This is a genomic window from Kitasatospora sp. MBT63 (assembly GCF_000710465.2).
Lineage (GTDB): Bacteria > Actinomycetota > Actinomycetes > Streptomycetales > Streptomycetaceae > Kitasatospora.
This window is the reverse complement of sequence record NZ_JAIZ01000676.1, coordinates 28,552-44,303: the sequence shown is the minus strand read 5'-3', so window position 1 is coordinate 44,303 and position 15,752 is coordinate 28,552. Positions and strand designations below refer to the sequence as shown.

Sequence of the window (15,752 nt, the reverse complement as noted above, 5' to 3'; positions counted from 1 at the left end):
GGATGAGCCCATGAGCAACCAACCCATCTCCCTTCGCCAGGCGCTGGCCTCCTTCGATGCGCTGTGGAGCCCCCGCATCGTCACGCGCGTCAACGACTACGACGTCCGGATCGCCAAGGTCCAGGGCGAACACCTCTGGCACGCCCACGACGACACCGACGAGTTCTTCCTGGTACTCGACGGTGAACTGCACATCTCGTTGCGCGAGCCCGAAGGGGAACGCACGGTCAAGCTGCCCCAGGGTGCGGTCTTCACCGTCCCTGCGGGTACGGAGCACAAACCGTCCGCGCCGTCCGGTGCCGCGATCCTCCTGTTCGAGCCGGCCGGGACGCCGACAGTGGGCGACCGCCACGACGAGATCCCCGACCACGTGGACGCGACCACCGGACACATCCTCAACGCGTGAGCGGACGGACAGCGGCCGGGATCACAGGCGGCCGAGGTATCCGCCCGACATGAGCGACGCGGACCAGGCGCGTCACTGGATGCAGGCAGCGTGATCGCCTCGGGGGTGTCGTCCGACGCTACGTCAATTACCGCCCAGGCAGGCCGTGCACCGGAAGGCGGCTCGCTGGCCCTCGTTGGACTTGGAGCGCGACACGATCTGCGTGGGACGCGTTGTCTACCCGTTCAGCGCGGGACGGTTGATGTCGGTGGGGCGGGATATGGTCCCCTCGCAAGGTTCCGCGCATCAAGGTCATCAACGGGGAGATCTTTCATGAGCAGCACCGGACGCAGCACGCACGAGGGGTTCACGGCCGAGGAGCGGGCCGCGATGAAGGACCACGCCAAGGAGTTGAAGGCGGCGGCCCGCCGTGGCTCGCAGGCGGACAAGGCGGCGGAGGCGGCGCGGGACGTGGTCGCCAAGATCGCGGAGATGCAGGACTCGGACCGGATCATGGCCGAGCGCGTGCACGCCGTCGTCACCGCCGCCGCCCCGGTCCTCGCCCCGAAGCTCTGGTACGGGATGCCCGCCTACGCGCTGGACGGCAAGGTGGTCTGCTTCTTCCAGAGCGCGGAGAAGTTCAAGTCCCGCTACGCGACGCTCGGGTTCAGCGACCAGGCGAAGCTGGACGACGGCCCGATGTGGGCGGCGGCTTTCGCCCTGACCGAGGTGACGCCCGAGGTGGAGGCGCGGATCACTGAGCTCGTGAAGCAGGCGGTGAGCTGAGGCCGCGCGTGATGGCTGGCCCGTCCGGGCCCGCGTGCGGCGGTCGTACGCGGGCCCGGCGGGCCCGGCACGCCTCTGTCGAAGTCGGCGATTCCCGCCAGGGGGCCGCCGCTGGGCCATCAGCCGGTTCAACTCCGCCGTCAGCACCGGGGCGAGGAGCGAACCGGTCGTGCTCGCCGCGTCCCGCCGCCTGATCGTTCCCTGATCCCGCCGTCGCGCTCCAGCGCGAGAGCGGCGGGATGGGTCGGTCGGGTGACGGTGGTGTTTCGGTCAATGACGCGGAATTTTGGCGTACGCCCAAACAGCAGAGCCCGTTGACGTGTTTCGATCACTCTTGGTTGTGATGTGGTTGCTCTTGGTCCGTTCGTGGCCGTCGTGTCTGATGCGCGGCATCCGGCGGCCCCACCCTCGAACCCTGGAGTGACGTTGAACCCGATCCTGTTCGTCTATGCCAAGGGCGGCCCGCCGCTCGAGTACGCCATGCCTAAGATCGCCGCCCGGGCGCAGGTGCACGTGCTGGCCCTCGCACCGCTGCCGTACCGCTCCGCGGAGACCTGGCGCCCGCACTGCGCGTCCGTCACCGAGCACGAGCCACTCGACGGCACCGAACTGGTCGACCTGATCTGCGAGCACGCCCGCCGGGTCGGGGCGAAGGCGGTCCTGACCCTGTCGGAGTACGCGGTGGTGGCCGTCGCCCACGCGGCCGGCCGGCTCGGTCTCGCCGGAGCCGGGGAGCGCGTCGAGGCCGCCCGGGACAAGCGCCTGATGCGCCGGGTGTGGCAGGACGCCGGCGTCCCGGTGCCCGGTTTCGCCGAGATCCACGACACCGCCGACATCGCCGCCGCGTTCGAACGGCTCACCCCGCCGCTGCTGCTCAAGGCGGCGTGGAGCGCCGGCTCCACGGCCCACGTTCGGGTGCACGACCGCGACCAGGCGGAACGCGCCTGGCAGCTCGGCCGCACCGTGATGGCCGACTCCGCCGAACTCGGCTACGCCGAACTGCACCGCGCCGAGGCCGGGGTGAGCGACTTCCTGCTCGAGGAGATCGTCACCGGCAGCGCCCCCGACTGGTTCCCGGACCGGGGCTGGGGCGACTACGTCAGCGTCGAGGGGATCGTCGCCGACGGTGTCTACCACCCGCTGTGCGTCACCGGCCGGATGCCGACCGTCCCGCCGTTCACCGAACGCGCCGGGCTCGCCCCCGCCGCGCTGCCCGAGCCGCTGCAGCGCCGGGTCGAAGAGGTGTCCCGGGCCGCCGTGGACGCCCTCGGCCTGGACACCTGCGCCACCCACACCGAGATCAAGCTCGGCGCCGACGGGTCGATGTGGGTGATCGAGACGGCCGCCCGGTTCGGCGGCGTGCTGACGACCCGCCAGGCGGAGACGGTCTTCGGCCTCGACATGATCGGCATGCTGGTACGCCAACTGCTCGGCGAGCCCGTCGAGTACCCGCCCGCGATGCTCACCACCGGCACGGGCGCGGCCGCCTCGCTGGCGATCCTGCCGGTCGACGCCGACGGCCGCCCGTGGACCGAACTGCCCTGCTGGGACTTCGACGCGGTCGACTGGCCCGCCCTGCTCGGGCCGGGCTCCACCGTCGAGCCGGTCCGCGAGCACAGCCTCAAGCCGGGCAGCGCGATGCCGCCCTACGAGGAGGCGGGCGGCGCCAACGCCATGGCCGCGCTGCTCTTCGTCACCGCCGGCTCCGCGCAGGCACTGCTGGCCGACTGCGAGCGCATCGTCGCCGCGCTGCCGCAGGCCCTGAACGCGCTACCGCAGGCCCTGAACGCGCCGCACACCGACGGAGCCGCCCGATGAGCACCCGCACCGACACCACCGGCCCTGCCCCGTCCTCGGACCCCCGCCCGGCCGCCGGACGGAAGGCGCCGCACGGCGCGGTCGTCGGCGCCCGGCTGACCCTCCCGCTGTTCGAGCAGCTCTCCGGCGTGCTCGGCGGGCACCCGTACGTGAAGGTGGTGGTCGACCGGCACGAGGGCGCCTGGCACATCCTCGACAGCGCCGTCCACTCGTTCCACGTCAACTACATCGCCACCGAGATCCACGGCCTGACGCTGGCCGAACTCGACCAGGACCTGGACGGGTTCAACCACAGCGTCTACCAGGACCCGGAGCGCCGGTTCCTGCTCGGTGTGCTCTCGCTGCACGTCGACACCGGGCAGCAGGAGCACCCGCAGCCGTTCCTGGTGCTGGAGACCACCGAGGCCGACACCATGGGCGTCGACCTGCTCACAGAGTTCTACACCTTCGTCCGGGACCGGCTGGACCCGGCGCTGACGCTGCGGCTGAAGCCCGCCAACCACAGTCAGCAGAACGCCCTGGCCGAGGTCCCCGAGAGCGCACTGCCCCGCACCCGCGGCGAGGAGCTGTACGCCGCCGCGCCGTTCGTCCCGCTCTCCCTCGGCTCGGCGGTCGGCCGGCTGCGGGTGTTCGCCGACCCGGCCGCGTACCGGGCCGCCCGCTCCGAGCTGACCTGGCACGACATCGTCGCGATGCCGGTCGTCCCGGACGACATCCCGCGGCTGGCGGGCCTGATCAACGCGCGGCCCACCACCCCGCTGTCGCACACCAACATGCTCGCCGCCGGCTGGGGGATACCCAACGCGATCGTCCGCGACGTGCTCACCCGGATCGCCGACGACGGCCTCGACGGCGCCTGGATCCGCTACCGGGTGACCGCCGAGGGCGCCACCATCGAGCGGGCCGAGCAGCCCGCCGACCTCACCGAGCCCACCTGGCACACCCAGCGGATCCGGCTCGACGCCCCGCAGGTCGACGACGTCCCCATCGTGCCGCTGTCCGAACTGCGCGCGGGCGACAGCCGCCGCTACGGCACCAAGGCCGCCAACCTCGGCGAGCTCCACCACGTCCTGCGGCACGGATCCGCCCGGCTGACCGGCTACTACGCTGTACCCCGGCCCCCGCGCGCCGACCTGATGGGCCACCTCGCCGCCCGCCTCGACGCCCCGGACGGGACCTCCCCGGCCGAGGCCGCCGCCGGGTTCCTCGCCCGGCACGTCAGCGCACCCGACGGGGTCGCGCTGCCGTTCGCCTTCCAGCAGCGCTTCCTGGACTCCTCCCGGGCGGTGCAGCAGAGCATCGGCAAGCTCAAGATGGCCCTCGAACTGGGCGCGATGGACGCGGTGGACGCCGTCTGCGTCCAGCTCCAGCACCTGGTCCGTGCCACCCCGGTGCCCGAGGACCTGGTCCGCGCCCTCGACGCCCAGCTGGTCGAACACCTGGCGGGCGCCGGCCGGCTGGCCGTCCGCTCCTCCTCCAACGCCGAGGACCTGCCGGGTTTCTCCGCCGCCGGCATCTACGAGTCCCACACCAAGGTCACCGACCTGCCCGGCCTGCTCGACGCGGTCCGCGGCGTCTGGGCCTCCCTGCTGTCGCCGCGCAGCGTACGGCTGCGCCACCAGGCCGGCATCGCGCTGGACGACACCTTCATGGGCGTCATCGTCCAGCGGTACGAGCCCTCCCCGCTCGGAGGGGTGATGGTCACCTGCAACCCCACCAACCGCGCCGACTTCCGCAACGTCTACCTCAACTGCGTCCACGGCTCCACCGCGGCCGTGGTCGACGGCACCACCCCGCCCATGCAGTACCTGTACAACACCGTGGAGGGCGGCGGACGCACCGTCTCGCTCGGCGCCGCCGAGACAGACCTCGACCCCGCGACCCGGGAACAACTCGGCCGCCTCGCCCTGGCCGGCCGCCTGCTGCAGTCCCACTTCGCCACCGACTACACCTTCGCCGCGCCGCTCGACATCGAGTGGCTGCTGGCCCCCGGCGGCCGACTGCACCTGCTCCAACTCAGGCCCTACAACGCCTGACCCGGCCGGCATCGCCGCCACCCGCGAGACCCCCCGAAGCCCCGACCCCCGAAGGCCGTACGCCGTGTCCCTGCTCACGCGCGCCCGCCGGCGCGCCCCCCTGTCCGCCTCCGACCACGAACCCGGCCGCGTCCCCGGTCCCGTGCCCGCGCCCGTCCGGCGGGTGATCCGCCTGAACAACGGCTTCCAGCTGCTGTTCAACCTGCTCTGGTGGATGCCGGTCTTCTACGAGTACCAGCGCCAGGCCGGCCTGACGGACGGCCAGATCTTCGGCATCCAGAGCATCTACTACGTGGCGTTCTGCCTGCTGGAGATCCCCACCGGGCTGATCGCCGACCGGCTCGGCCAGCGCCGCTGCCTGCAGCTCGGCGCGGCCGTGATGACCGCCGCCAACCTGGTCCCGGTCGCCTGGCCCACGGCGGCGGGATTCCTGCTGCACTTCCTGGCCATCGCCGCCGCCCGCTCGCTGGTCTCCGGCGCCGCCAGCGCCTACCTGTACGAGTACCTGCACGCCGAGGGCGCCGGCGACCACTACGTCCAGGCCGAGGGCACCGCCCGGTCCCTGGGGCTGTGGGCGAAGATCGCCTGCTGGCCGCTGGTGGGCCTGCTGATGTACCTTCAGCACGCCGCCCCGTACCTGCTCACGGCCGCCTGCACCCTCGGCTCGCTGGCCTGCGCCACCGCGCTCCCCGCCCTGGCACCGGGGCAGGACGGTCGCAGGCCCGCCGCCGAACGGGTCGGGCTGCTGGCCTCGGCCGGCCGGGCGCTCGCCGTGCTGCGGACCTCGAGGACGCTCGGACCACTGATGGTCCAGGGCGTGGCGATCTTCACGCTGGCCAGGATCTGCCAGGTCAACCTCTTCCAGCCGCTGCTGCTCGCCAAGGCCGTCCCGGTCGCCGACCACGGCGCGGTGCTGTCGGTGATGACCGTCGCGGAGGCGGTCGGCTCGGCCAGGCCCGGCTGGGTGCGCTCCCGGCTCTCGGACACCGCGGCCGTCACCGTCCTGAGCCTGGTGATGGCCCTCTCGCTGGCGGCGACCAGCATGGCGGGCGCGGTGGCGACGGTCGGCTGGCTGTGCGTGTTCGCCGCGGCCACCGGACTGGCCTACCCGGTCCAGCGCAACCTGATCAACGCGGCGATCCCGCCCACGCCGTACCGCACCACCCTGCTCTCCCTCGAATCGATCATCGACCGGGGTGTGTGCGCACTGGTCGCACTGGCGGTCGGCGTCTACCTGTCGGCCGGCCGGCTGGACGCCCTGCTGGTCCACGCCGCGATCGGCACCTGCCTGCTGCTCGCCCTGGTCGCCCTCGCGCTGCGCCTGGTGCGCCGCGACCGGCCCGTGAAGTGATCGTCTGTCAGGTGGTGATTCGTCGGGCCGTCCCTGGTGGCGGCGGTGCCGTTCAGCGGCCGGGGGGCGGGCCCGCGGCCGGGCGGGGCGGCCAGGCGTTGGCGTCCAGGATCCCCAGGGTGTAGGCGCGGGCCACCATGGCCGGACGGGAGGGGGCGTCCAGCACCGAGCGGAGCCGGCGCAGGTGGTAGTCCAGGGCCTGCCGGGACAGGCCGAGACCCTCCGCTATGCCGCTGTTCGGACGGCCCCCGGCGAGCAGCAGCAGGACCCGCAACTGGAGCGGGGTGATCCTGGGCGGCTCGGCGAACTCCGTACCCAGCGGCGTCAGGACGGCCAGCACACGCACCGGCGCCCCCCGGTGCCGGACCACCGCCAGATCGGTACGCAGGAGCCGGGTGGCGCCACCGGCCACCCGAACCCGCAGCACGTCCCCGGCCCGGGAGATCCGGCCCTGGACCAGTTCGCTCCAGAGCCGTCGCAGCACGGCCGGAACGGCGCTGCCCTTGAGGTGCGCCGTCACCGGTGTGCCCTCGAGGTCCGCGCGTCCGACGCCCAGCAGGCCCGCGGCGCCGCCGCTGGCCCGCTCCACCCGGCCGTCGAGGCCGACGGTGACCACGGCCAGGCCCGAGCGCTCCCGCAGGGCGTGCAACTCCTCGTGGACGGCGGCCTTCTCGTCCAGCGCCCGGTCCCGCTCGGTGACGTCGACGTAGACCCCGCCGACGCACGGCTCGTCCCGGCCGTCCAACGCGAACCGGTGCCCGACCGCCCGGCCCGGCCTGCCGTCCGGGTGCCGGAACGCCAGCATGTGGCGCACCGGGCGGCGGGTGCGCAGCACCTCGCGGTCCAGGGCGCGGAAGCCCGCCGCGTCGAGCGGCGGGTCGACCTCCTCGACGGAGCGGCCGACCACGGCGGCCGGTTCGAGGCCGTAGAGGTGCGCGTAGGCGGCGTTGACCCAGAGGTAGCGGCCGTCGCCGTTGCGGACGAAGGCCATCGCCGGTGTGTAGGCGGCGAGTTTGGCGAACCAGCGGGCCGTCTCCGGGGCGAGGGCCTGGTCCGGTGGGTCCGGTTCCGTTCCGCGGCCGGGCACCGGCCGTCGTTCCGCGTCCATCCCGGGTCTCCCTCGTGCCGCACGGTAGGCCGTTCCCGGTCGGACCGGCCCCTGTGATGATCATGAAGGACGCCGGTGGCCACCCGGGCCGGCCACGGTAGGGATTCGGCCGCCCCGCCCGTCCCCGGCCGTCCCATCCGCCCCTGCCGGTGCGGTCCGCCGTAGGCTGACGATCCGTCAGATCCGTTCCCCTTCCGTGCCCGGCGGGACCTCGGACAGGTCCCGGCGGCCGTGCGGCGGCGACCGCGGCCCCGCCCGCCCGGTGGGCCGGACCGGGCGCGATTGGCGCAAACCAGCCGCTGCCGGCGCCGCCGGTGGTGCGAGCCGCACACGCATGCCGTCGGGTACCCGCGTCCGGGCCGGGTAACCGCCCGGTGCGCAGCCGTCCCGGACCGGAGGGCGGCGGTGTGGTCGGCGGCACGCCGCGGGCACGGTTCGCCCGGACGGGCCCGGGTACGTACCGCACCGAAGCGCACGGGGGCGCCGGAGTCGGCGGCCGCGCGGGGGACGGGGGTCCGGAACGGCCATGGCAGTAGTGATCCTTCTGGTGCTGCTCGCCGCGAGCGCGGGCCTGATCCTCTCCGGGTTCAGCAAACTGCAGACCGACGTGCCCACCTGCTACGGCCGGCCGATGGTCCCGGGCGACGTCTGTGTCGCCAAGGTGACGGGACCGGTCACCGACGGGATGCCCGTACCGCAGGACACCACCTACCAGGAGCAGTTGGACAGCCTGACCAGCGGGGGACGGACCTCCATCGGGCTCGGCGTGGTGCTGCTGGTGATCTGCATCGTGATCGGGCTCGCCATGGCGGTCGACCCCGACGGCGGGCGGCAGCGGTGAACAGGCCGCCGCCCTGCCCTGCCCGGCCCGCGCATCCGCCGTCCCGGCCGGGCCGGGCCCTCAGGGGACGGTGATGACGACCTTGCCGCGGATGTGGGTCCCGGCGAAGTCGGCGACCGCCCGGGCCGCGTCGGCGAACGGGTACCGCGCACCGATCTCCACCCGGAGCCGGCCGTCCGCGGCGCGCGCCGCGAGGTCGTCGAGATCGCCGGGCTCGGGGACGAAGGACCCGATGTAGACGGGCGTCACGTCGCGGTCCAGGGTCTGCGGCCCGAAGAGCGGCGAGACCAGCCGGCCGCCCGGGCGCGCGGCCCGGGCGCTGCCGACCAGCCCCTCGCCGTTGTTGATCAGGTCGACCACCAGGTCGACCCCGCCGGGCACCAGCTCCAGAGCGGCCGCCACGACGTCGGCCGTCCGGTAGTCGACCGTGTGGGCCGCACCGAGCTCCCGGATGTACTCGGCGTCCTGACCGCCCGCCGTCGCGATGACCCGGGCGCCGAGCGCCGTCGCGAGCTGGACGGCGTACAGGCCGATCCCGCCGGTGGCCCCGATCACCAGCACCGTCTGCCCGGGTGCCAGGCCCGCCGCCCGGAGCAGGCAGACCGCCGTCATCCCCGACTCGGGCAGGGCCGCCGCCCGTTCGGCGTCCAGGCCCGCGGGCCGGTGGGCGAGCCGGGGCCCGGGCGTCGCCACCGTGTACTCGGCCACCGACCCGGTCTGCCCGGTGAACGCGAGGACGCGGTCGCCCGGTGCGTAGCCGGTGACGTCCGGCCCGACCTCGTCCACGGTCCCCGCCGCGTCCATCCCGATGACGAGGGGGTGCTGGACGGGATAGACGTCCTTCAGCGCACCGGTGATCAGCGCGAGATCGAGGGGGTTGAGCGCGGCGGCCTCGACGCGCACCACCACCTGGCCCGGCCCGGCGGCCGGTTTCGGCCGGTCGGTGAGGGCGATGCGGTCGAGCGGCTGGTACCCGGCGGCGACGAGGGCTTTCACGGTGACCTCCTGTGGACGTGCTGGGAAGCCGTCCGCCCGGCGGCGGCCTGCTGCCCGCGGAGCGACGGCCATCCGTTTCTACGCCGTCCGCTGCGCCGGGCCCGGGAGGCTGACCGTCCGTCCGGCGGACGCGACACGGACGGAGGCGCCCGTCGCCCGGTGTGCCGTCCCGTCAGGTGCGGGTCAGGGCAGGGTCAGTGGTCGCGGGCAGAGTGGTGCTCGTGAACGGCGCCGGGGGCGGACTCCGGGGCCGGGAGCTGGGAGAGGTGCCCGGAGTGGTTGATCGGGGACCAGGGCCTTCGGGTCCGGATCGGGTGCCTTCGGGTGCCCACGCAGGTTCGAATCCTGCCCTCTCCGCCCTCGCCCCTCCGGCGGCCGGGCGCCGCCGGGCCCCGGTCCCCGTGCCGGGCCGCGTACCCTCGTCCCCGTGGCAGCCTCACCCCTCCGACGCGTCGCCGTCCTCGTGCTCGAAGGCGCGAAACCGCTGGACATCGGCATTCCCGCGCAGGTGTTCACGACCCGCGCGAGCATGCCGTACGAGGTGCGGGTGTGCGGCGCGGCCCCCGGGCCGGTGGCCGGCGGCGACGGCCTGTCGTACCACGTCGCCCACGGCCTGGAGGCACTGGAGTGGGCCGACCTCGTCTTCGTGCCCGGCTACCGGTTCCCCGACCGCGAGGACCCGCCGCAGGCCGTCCTCGACGCGCTGATCGCCGCCCACCACCGCGGCGCCCGGCTCGCCGCCATCTCGACGGGCGCCTTCGCGCTCGCCGCCACCGGCCTGCTCGACGGCCGCCGCGCCACCACGCACTGGCACTACGCGCGGGCGCTCGCGGCGAAGCGCCCGCTGGTCCGGGTCGACGAGAACGTGCTGTTCGTCGACGAGGGCAGCGTTCTCACCTCGGCCGGCGCCGCCTCCGGCATCGACCTGTGCCTGCACATCCTGCGCGGCGACCTCGGCGTGGCCGCCTCGAACCACGCGGCCCGCCGCCTGGTCGCCGCCCCCTACCGCAGCGGCGGACAGGCCCAGTACGTGCCGCGCAGCGTCCCCGAACCACTGGGCGAGCGGTTCGCCGCCACCCGCGAGTGGGCGCTGCACCGGCTCGCCGAGCCGCTCACCCTGGAGGCGCTGGCACGGCACGCGGCGGTGTCGCCGCGCACCTTCTCGCGGCGCTTCGTCGAGGACACCGGCTACACGCCGATGCAGTGGGTGATGCGTGCCCGGATCGACCTCGCCCGCGAACTGCTGGAGCGCTCGGAGCGCAGCGTCGAGCAGATCGCCGCCGACGTCGGACTCGGCACCGGCACCAACCTGCGGCTGCACTTCCAGCGCATCCTCGACACCACCCCGAGCGAGTACCGGCGCACCTTCGCCCGCGGCGAGTAGCGGCGCACCTGCGCCCGTGGGCGCCCTACGGGTGCCCGCCGGCGCGTGGCGAGATCCTTTCGGACCGTGGCGATCACACCGCTGTCACCGGCCCTCGCCACGGGCGACCCTGGTGGCGAACCCGAAAGGACGCCACCCATGACTCGCATCGCCATCAACGGATTCGGCCGCATCGGACGCAACGTGCTGCGCGCGCTGCTGGAGCGCGACAGCGACCTCGAGGTCGTCGCCGTCAACGACCTCACCGCGCCCGCCACCCTCGCGCGGCTGCTCGCGTACGACACGACCTCGGGCCGGCTCGGCCGCCCGGTCACGGTCGACGGTGACGCGCTGGTCGTCGACGGCCGCCGGATCACCGTGCTCGCCGAGCGGGAGCCCGCGCAGCTGCCCTGGGCCGAGCTCGGCGTGGACATCGTGCTGGAGGCGACCGGCCGCTTCACCTCGGCCAAGGACGCGCGCGCCCACCTCGACGCGGGCGCCAAGCGGGTCCTGGTCAGCGCGCCCTCCGACGGCGCCGACGTCACGCTCGCGTACGGGGTGAACACCGACGCGTACGACCCGGCACTGCACACCATCGTCTCCAACGCCTCCTGCACCACCAACGCGCTGGCGCCCCTGGCCGCGGTGCTGGACGACCTGGCCGGGATCGAGCACGGGTTCATGACCACGGTGCACGCCTACACGCAGGAGCAGAACCTCCAGGACGGCCCGCACCGCGACCCCCGCCGCGCCCGCGCCGCCGCGGTCAACATCGTCCCGACCACCACGGGCGCGGCCAAGGCGATCGGCCTGGTCCTGCCGGCGCTCGACGGCAAGCTGTCCGGCGACTCGATCCGCGTGCCGGTGCCGGTGGGGTCGATCGTCGAGCTCAACACCACCGTCGCCCGCGAGGTGACCCGCGAGGAGGTGCTGGCCGCCTACCGCGCCGCCGCGCAGGGTCCGCTCGCCGGCGTGCTGGAGTACTCGGACGACCCGCTGGTGTCCTCCGACATCACCGGCAACCCGGCCTCCTCGATCTTCGACTCGGAGCTCACCCGCGTCGACGGCCGCCACGTCAAGGTGGTCGCCTGGTACGACAACGAGTGGGGCTTCTCCAACCGGGTGATCGACACGCTCGAACTCCTCGCCGCGGGCTGACCCGCAGCGGGAACCGGAGCCGCCTGCCCGCCCCGAGGAGCCGGAACGGGGCGGGCAGCGGGATGTCGGGATGTCGAGGTGGGCGGCGACCGCGCGGCGGACGCGCGCCTCGGGGTCGGCGGCGGACGCGCGTCGCGGGCTCGGGGTCTGCGGCCGTCCCCGCCCGGCCGGCCCGCCGTACGCCGCGCCGCCCGGCCCGCCGCAGCGCCTGGACAGCGATGCCCGATCCGTCCGCGACGATGTGTCCGCGCCTTCAACGATCCGATTCGCTTGCGGTCTCCTCTTCCTCGTCGGCCTCCATCCCGGCGATCCAGTCACGTTTCACCACGCGCCAGGTCTCGTCGTTGTGACCGAGCCGCCAGTAGCCGGAGATCGAGACCCGCTCCCGCGGGACGCCGCGTTCCAGCAGCAGGTGACGCCGCAGTTCCCTGACGAAGCCGGCCTCGCCGTGGACGAAGGCGCAGACGTCGCCGGCCGGGAAGTCCAGCGCGCTCACGGCCGCGACCAGCGCCGCACCCACCCGGCGGTCACCCCGGTGGAGCCACGTGACGCCGACACCGTCGGGGGTTGCGACATCCTGTTCGTCCTCCGGCCCCGCCACCTCGACGAAGGCGTGGACCAGCGCACCGGCCGGCATGCGTTCCAGCGCCGAGGCCATGGCGGGAAGGGCGCTCGCGTCTCCCGCCAGCAGGTGCCAGTCCGCCGTGGGGTCAGGGCTGTAGCTGCCGCCCGGTCCGGCGAACCACACGGTCTCTCCCGGCCGAACTGCGGCCGCCCAAGGCCCCGCCACCCCCTCGTCGCCGTGCACCACGAAGTCCACGGCCAGCTCGCACAGCGCGGCATCCCACGACCGCACCGTGTAGATCCGGGGGACGGGCCACTGCTCAGGGGGAAGCTCGTCCTGTATCCGCCCCGGATCGAAGGGGTGCGGATACTCGATTCCCTCCCGCGGGAACAGCAGCTTGATGAACGGGTCGGCGTACCTCCCGGATTTGAAGGCCGCCACCCCCTGGCCGCCGATCACGACTCGAATCATGTGCGGGGCGATCCACTCCGTGCGGATCACCTCCGCCTCAAAAGCCGGTGTCTGCCGACCCTGCCGTCCGGTCATCACCGCTCCTCCCTGGACACTGCCCCGACTGCCCCGACTGCCCCGACTGCCCCGGCAGATGGCGACGCGACGTGAGGGAGACCCGCACTGTCGGCCGTGATCTGTTCCGTGCCGCGCCGGGGCGATCCCGCGTGGCTGCGGTCGTTCCGCCCGTGCCGGACAGCCGGGACGGCGAAGGCAGCGGCGGCGGCGAGTACGGCGCTGGCGGTCAGGAACCAGAACGTGGCCGTGTAGCCGGTGTCGTGGGGGAACGGGTGGGCGGTCGTGACCCCGGAGGACAGGATGCTGGCCGTCACCGCGCTGCCGATCGCGCCGCCGATGGTACGGATGTTGGCGTTCATGCCGCTGGCCACTCCGGTCTGCGCCGGCTGGACGGCTTCGACGACGATGGCGGACATCGCGGAGAAGGCGAGGCCGAGGCCGACGCCGAGCAGGGCGGACGCGGTGTAGATCTGCCACGCTCGGTCGTGGGCCGTGGCCAGGACGGCGAACGGTGCGACGGTGACCAGGCTGCCGGCGATCAGCACGCGCTTGGAGCCGAAGCGGGCGGCCAGCGGCCCGGCCAGCACGCCGAGCACGAACATGCCGCCGGTCAGCGGCAGCATGTAGATCCCGGACTGGGTGACACTCGCGCTGAAGCCGTAGCCGGCGAGGCGCTCGGGCGTCTGGACCAGCTGCGGCAGGAAGGTCATCGTGGTGTACATCCCGACGCCGAAGAGCAGGGCGACCAGGTTGGCGGTCCACACCGCCGGGACGCGCATCATCCGCATGTCGATCAGCGGGGCGTCCGAGCGCAGCTCGACCATGACCCAGCAGACTGCGGAGACCACGGCGACCGCGAACAGGCCCAAGATCCGGGTGGAGCCCCAGCCCCACTTCGTCCCCTCGCCGGCGGCCAGCAGCAGGGCCACCAGCCAGACGGAGAGCAGCACCGCGGCGCCCCAGCTGATCCGTCCCGGGGTGCGCACCGGGGACTCGGGGACGAACAGGTAGGTCGCGATGGCCGCGAGCGCCGTGAGGATCGTCGGTACCCAGAAGAGCCAGTGGTAGTCCAGGTGGTCGACGATCGGCCCGGCCAGGATCAGCCCCAGTCCGACGCCGACGGCGGACAGCGCCGCCGTGACGCCGACGGCGCCGCGGACCTTCTCGGCGGGGAACTCGTCGCGGATGATGCCGAATGCCAGCGGAACCACGGCACCGCCCGCGCCCTGGATGACCCGCGCGACGATCATCGGGCCGATGGAGTGCGAGAGGCCGGCCATCGCGGACCCGGCGGTCAGCGCCGTGAGGGTGACGAGCAGCATCCGCTCCTTGCCGGCCTTGTCGCCGATCCGGCCCAGGATCGGCGTGGCCACGGAGGCGGAGAGCAGGTAGCCGGTCATCATCCAGGTCGCGGTGGACTGGGTGGTGTGCAGGTGCTGCGTCAGGGTCGGCAGGACCGGGACCACCAGCGACTGCAGCAGCGAGTATGCGCCGACGCCGAGCAGCAGGACGGCGAAGGTCAGGTTGTGGTGCGGGCGGGGGCTTTTTCCGTGCATGGGTGTGGGCTCCAGGGAGGACGGGGCGATGCTCCGTAGGGATGTCTAGGCGTGGCTGCGGGCCGCTCGGCGGTGACCGTCGAGGACGGCGGATCCCGGTCAGGACTCGGACGGCCGGTCGGCCTGAACGGGAACCACTCATGAACACCCGTACTGTCAGCGGGCGCTGCCGATGTTGCGGTCGCTGTCGGCGCCCTGGAGCATCAGGGTGGTCTCCTCGATGCGCCGGAAGCGGCCGTCGGGGGCGAACTCGCCGAAGAGGTAGACCTCCACGCGCACAGAGGAGCCGTCGGTCTTGTCGACGTCGATGATGTGCCGGTCGGCGTACAGGTCGCCCTGCACGAGTTCCTCCAGCACCCGGATCGTGCCACCCGCGACGATGCCGCGCAGGTGGGCGATGTGAGCCGTGAACTCGCTCCGGTCGGCCCAACTGCCGTCGGTGCGCTGACGGTAGTCCGGGGCGAAGTGCCGGTCCACGGCCTCGGACAGCTCCAGCTCCGGCGTGAAGAGCAGGTCGGTCATGGCGGAGGTGACGTCGGTGCGGAAAGCAGTGCTGGTCATGGCGGTCCTCACAGAAGGGATCGGGAACAAGAGTTCCCGGGTCCGAACGTTGCGTGCGTCGGGCACGCATCTGAAGACTACAACAGACTGCGTGCGTCGCGCACGCTAATCCGGGAGCGTGCCGAACGACGTAGGGCGCGAGACCGCAGACACACTCGCAGCGCTGCTCAAGCGCGGCACCCGGACCCAGCTGTACCAACACCTGACCGAGGGTCTCGGCGGCGTCGCGGACCTCGTGGGACAGACCCCGCGCCCGCGAGGATGGTCCCGACATCACGTTCGGTGCGAACCAGACCGAGGCCTGCTCTCCACGCCCGGTTGGGGTCGGTCATCTCAGGCCCCGACCAGGGCGCGCAGGTCCTCCGAGGCGTCCCAGCCGTAGGTGGAGAACCCCCGCCCGTCGCCGGAGAGGTAGGCGGTGAGGGCGGCATGCGAGGTGGGGAACATCGGGGTGGGCAGCGCGGCGGTGTCCATCCACAGGACGGCGAGATGCTTGTCCGGCTCGGTGTTCGTCAGCTCGCCCTGCCACGAGGTCGCGGCGAAGACCGAGAGGAGGAACGGGCCCTTGCCGTCCCACCCGGCCTTGACCTGGATGGTGTGGACCAGCCGCAGGTCCTCGGGGGCGACGATCAGGCCCGACTCTTCGTGCAACTCGCGGGCGGCGGCCTCATCCAGGCGCTCGCCTTCCTCGACCTTGCCG

At 73.2% G+C, this 15,752-nt stretch carries 14 protein-coding genes and 1 tRNA gene; 9 read left to right on the top strand and 6 right to left on the bottom strand.

All coding sequences use genetic code 11. The features are described 5' to 3' along the window. Positions 1-10: 10 nt before the first annotated feature. The 5 genes from AA75_RS35560 to AA75_RS35540 all read left to right on the top strand — a co-directional run bounded on the left by AA75_RS35560 (position 11) and on the right by AA75_RS35540 (position 6,376). On the top strand, positions 11-406 hold the full coding sequence (locus tag AA75_RS35560; protein ID WP_033824505.1) for a cupin domain-containing protein: 396 nt from the start codon (positions 11-13) through the stop codon (positions 404-406). A gap of 312 nt (positions 407-718) precedes the next feature. Further along, the gene (locus AA75_RS35555; protein WP_033824504.1) at positions 719-1,171 is read left to right on the top strand and encodes an iron chaperone; all 453 of its coding nucleotides are present in this window, start codon (positions 719-721) and stop codon (positions 1,169-1,171) included. 426 nt (positions 1,172-1,597) lie between these two features. Next, positions 1,598-2,989, top strand: a complete 1,392-nt coding sequence (locus AA75_RS35550) for an acetyl-CoA carboxylase biotin carboxylase subunit family protein (protein WP_033824503.1) — start codon at positions 1,598-1,600, stop codon at positions 2,987-2,989. Beyond that, a complete protein-coding gene (locus tag AA75_RS35545; RefSeq protein ID WP_199520491.1) occupies positions 2,986-5,025 on the top strand; it encodes a PEP/pyruvate-binding domain-containing protein in 2,040 nt (679 codons plus the stop codon). Before AA75_RS35550 ends, AA75_RS35545 begins: the two co-directional genes overlap by 4 nt. Before the next feature lie 64 nt (positions 5,026-5,089). After that, on the top strand, positions 5,090-6,376 hold the full coding sequence (locus tag AA75_RS35540) for an MFS transporter (RefSeq protein ID WP_199520490.1): 1,287 nt from the start codon (positions 5,090-5,092) through the stop codon (positions 6,374-6,376). Between the two features lie 52 nt (positions 6,377-6,428). Here the strand turns inward: AA75_RS35540 and AA75_RS35535 are convergent, their stop codons facing one another. Beyond that, positions 6,429-7,484 carry a PAS domain-containing protein gene (locus AA75_RS35535; protein ID WP_051814014.1) on the bottom strand — a complete coding sequence of 352 codons (1,056 nt, stop codon included), beginning with the start codon at positions 7,482-7,484 and terminating at the stop codon, positions 6,429-6,431. A gap of 526 nt (positions 7,485-8,010) precedes the next feature. Between AA75_RS35535 and AA75_RS35530 the strand changes: the two genes are divergently transcribed. Then, entirely contained in the window at positions 8,011-8,325 is a 315-nt protein-coding gene (locus tag AA75_RS35530; protein ID WP_149038570.1) for a hypothetical protein, read from the top strand. Between the two features lie 60 nt (positions 8,326-8,385). On the opposite strand, the gene AA75_RS35525 is transcribed toward AA75_RS35530, so the two are convergent. Then, positions 8,386-9,321, bottom strand: a complete 936-nt coding sequence (locus AA75_RS35525) for an NADP-dependent oxidoreductase (RefSeq protein ID WP_033824501.1) — start codon at positions 9,319-9,321, stop codon at positions 8,386-8,388. A 260-nt stretch (positions 9,322-9,581) separates the two neighbouring features. Here AA75_RS35525 and AA75_RS48420 point away from each other — a divergent pair. The 3 genes from AA75_RS48420 (at position 9,582) to gap (ending at position 11,842) form a co-directional block, all read left to right on the top strand. Further along, positions 9,582-9,678 (top strand) — tRNA-OTHER (locus tag AA75_RS48420). Positions 9,679-9,748: 70 nt separating this feature from the next. Further along, positions 9,749-10,705: a GlxA family transcriptional regulator gene (locus AA75_RS35520; protein WP_051814013.1), complete on the top strand. Its 957-nt coding sequence runs from the start codon at positions 9,749-9,751 to the stop codon at positions 10,703-10,705. 138 nt (positions 10,706-10,843) lie between these two features. Next, positions 10,844-11,842, top strand: a complete 999-nt coding sequence (gap, locus tag AA75_RS35515; protein ID WP_033824499.1) for a type I glyceraldehyde-3-phosphate dehydrogenase — start codon at positions 10,844-10,846, stop codon at positions 11,840-11,842. A 253-nt stretch (positions 11,843-12,095) separates the two neighbouring features. On the opposite strand, the gene AA75_RS35510 is transcribed toward gap, so the two are convergent. The 4 genes from AA75_RS35510 to AA75_RS35495 form a co-directional block, all read right to left on the bottom strand. Beyond that, positions 12,096-12,953 carry a siderophore-interacting protein gene (locus tag AA75_RS35510; RefSeq protein ID WP_033824498.1) on the bottom strand — a complete coding sequence of 286 codons (858 nt, stop codon included), beginning with the start codon at positions 12,951-12,953 and terminating at the stop codon, positions 12,096-12,098. Then, on the bottom strand, positions 12,953-14,491 hold the full coding sequence (locus AA75_RS35505) for an MFS transporter (protein ID WP_051814012.1): 1,539 nt from the start codon (positions 14,489-14,491) through the stop codon (positions 12,953-12,955). The genes AA75_RS35510 and AA75_RS35505 overlap by 1 nt, the downstream gene beginning before the upstream one ends. A gap of 156 nt (positions 14,492-14,647) precedes the next feature. After that, a complete protein-coding gene (locus tag AA75_RS35500) occupies positions 14,648-15,052 on the bottom strand; it encodes a nuclear transport factor 2 family protein (RefSeq protein WP_033824497.1) in 405 nt (134 codons plus the stop codon). Positions 15,053-15,385: 333 nt separating this feature from the next. Further along, a partial coding sequence (locus tag AA75_RS35495) for an NUDIX domain-containing protein (RefSeq protein WP_033824529.1) occupies positions 15,386-15,752 on the bottom strand: 367 nt, incomplete at its 5' end.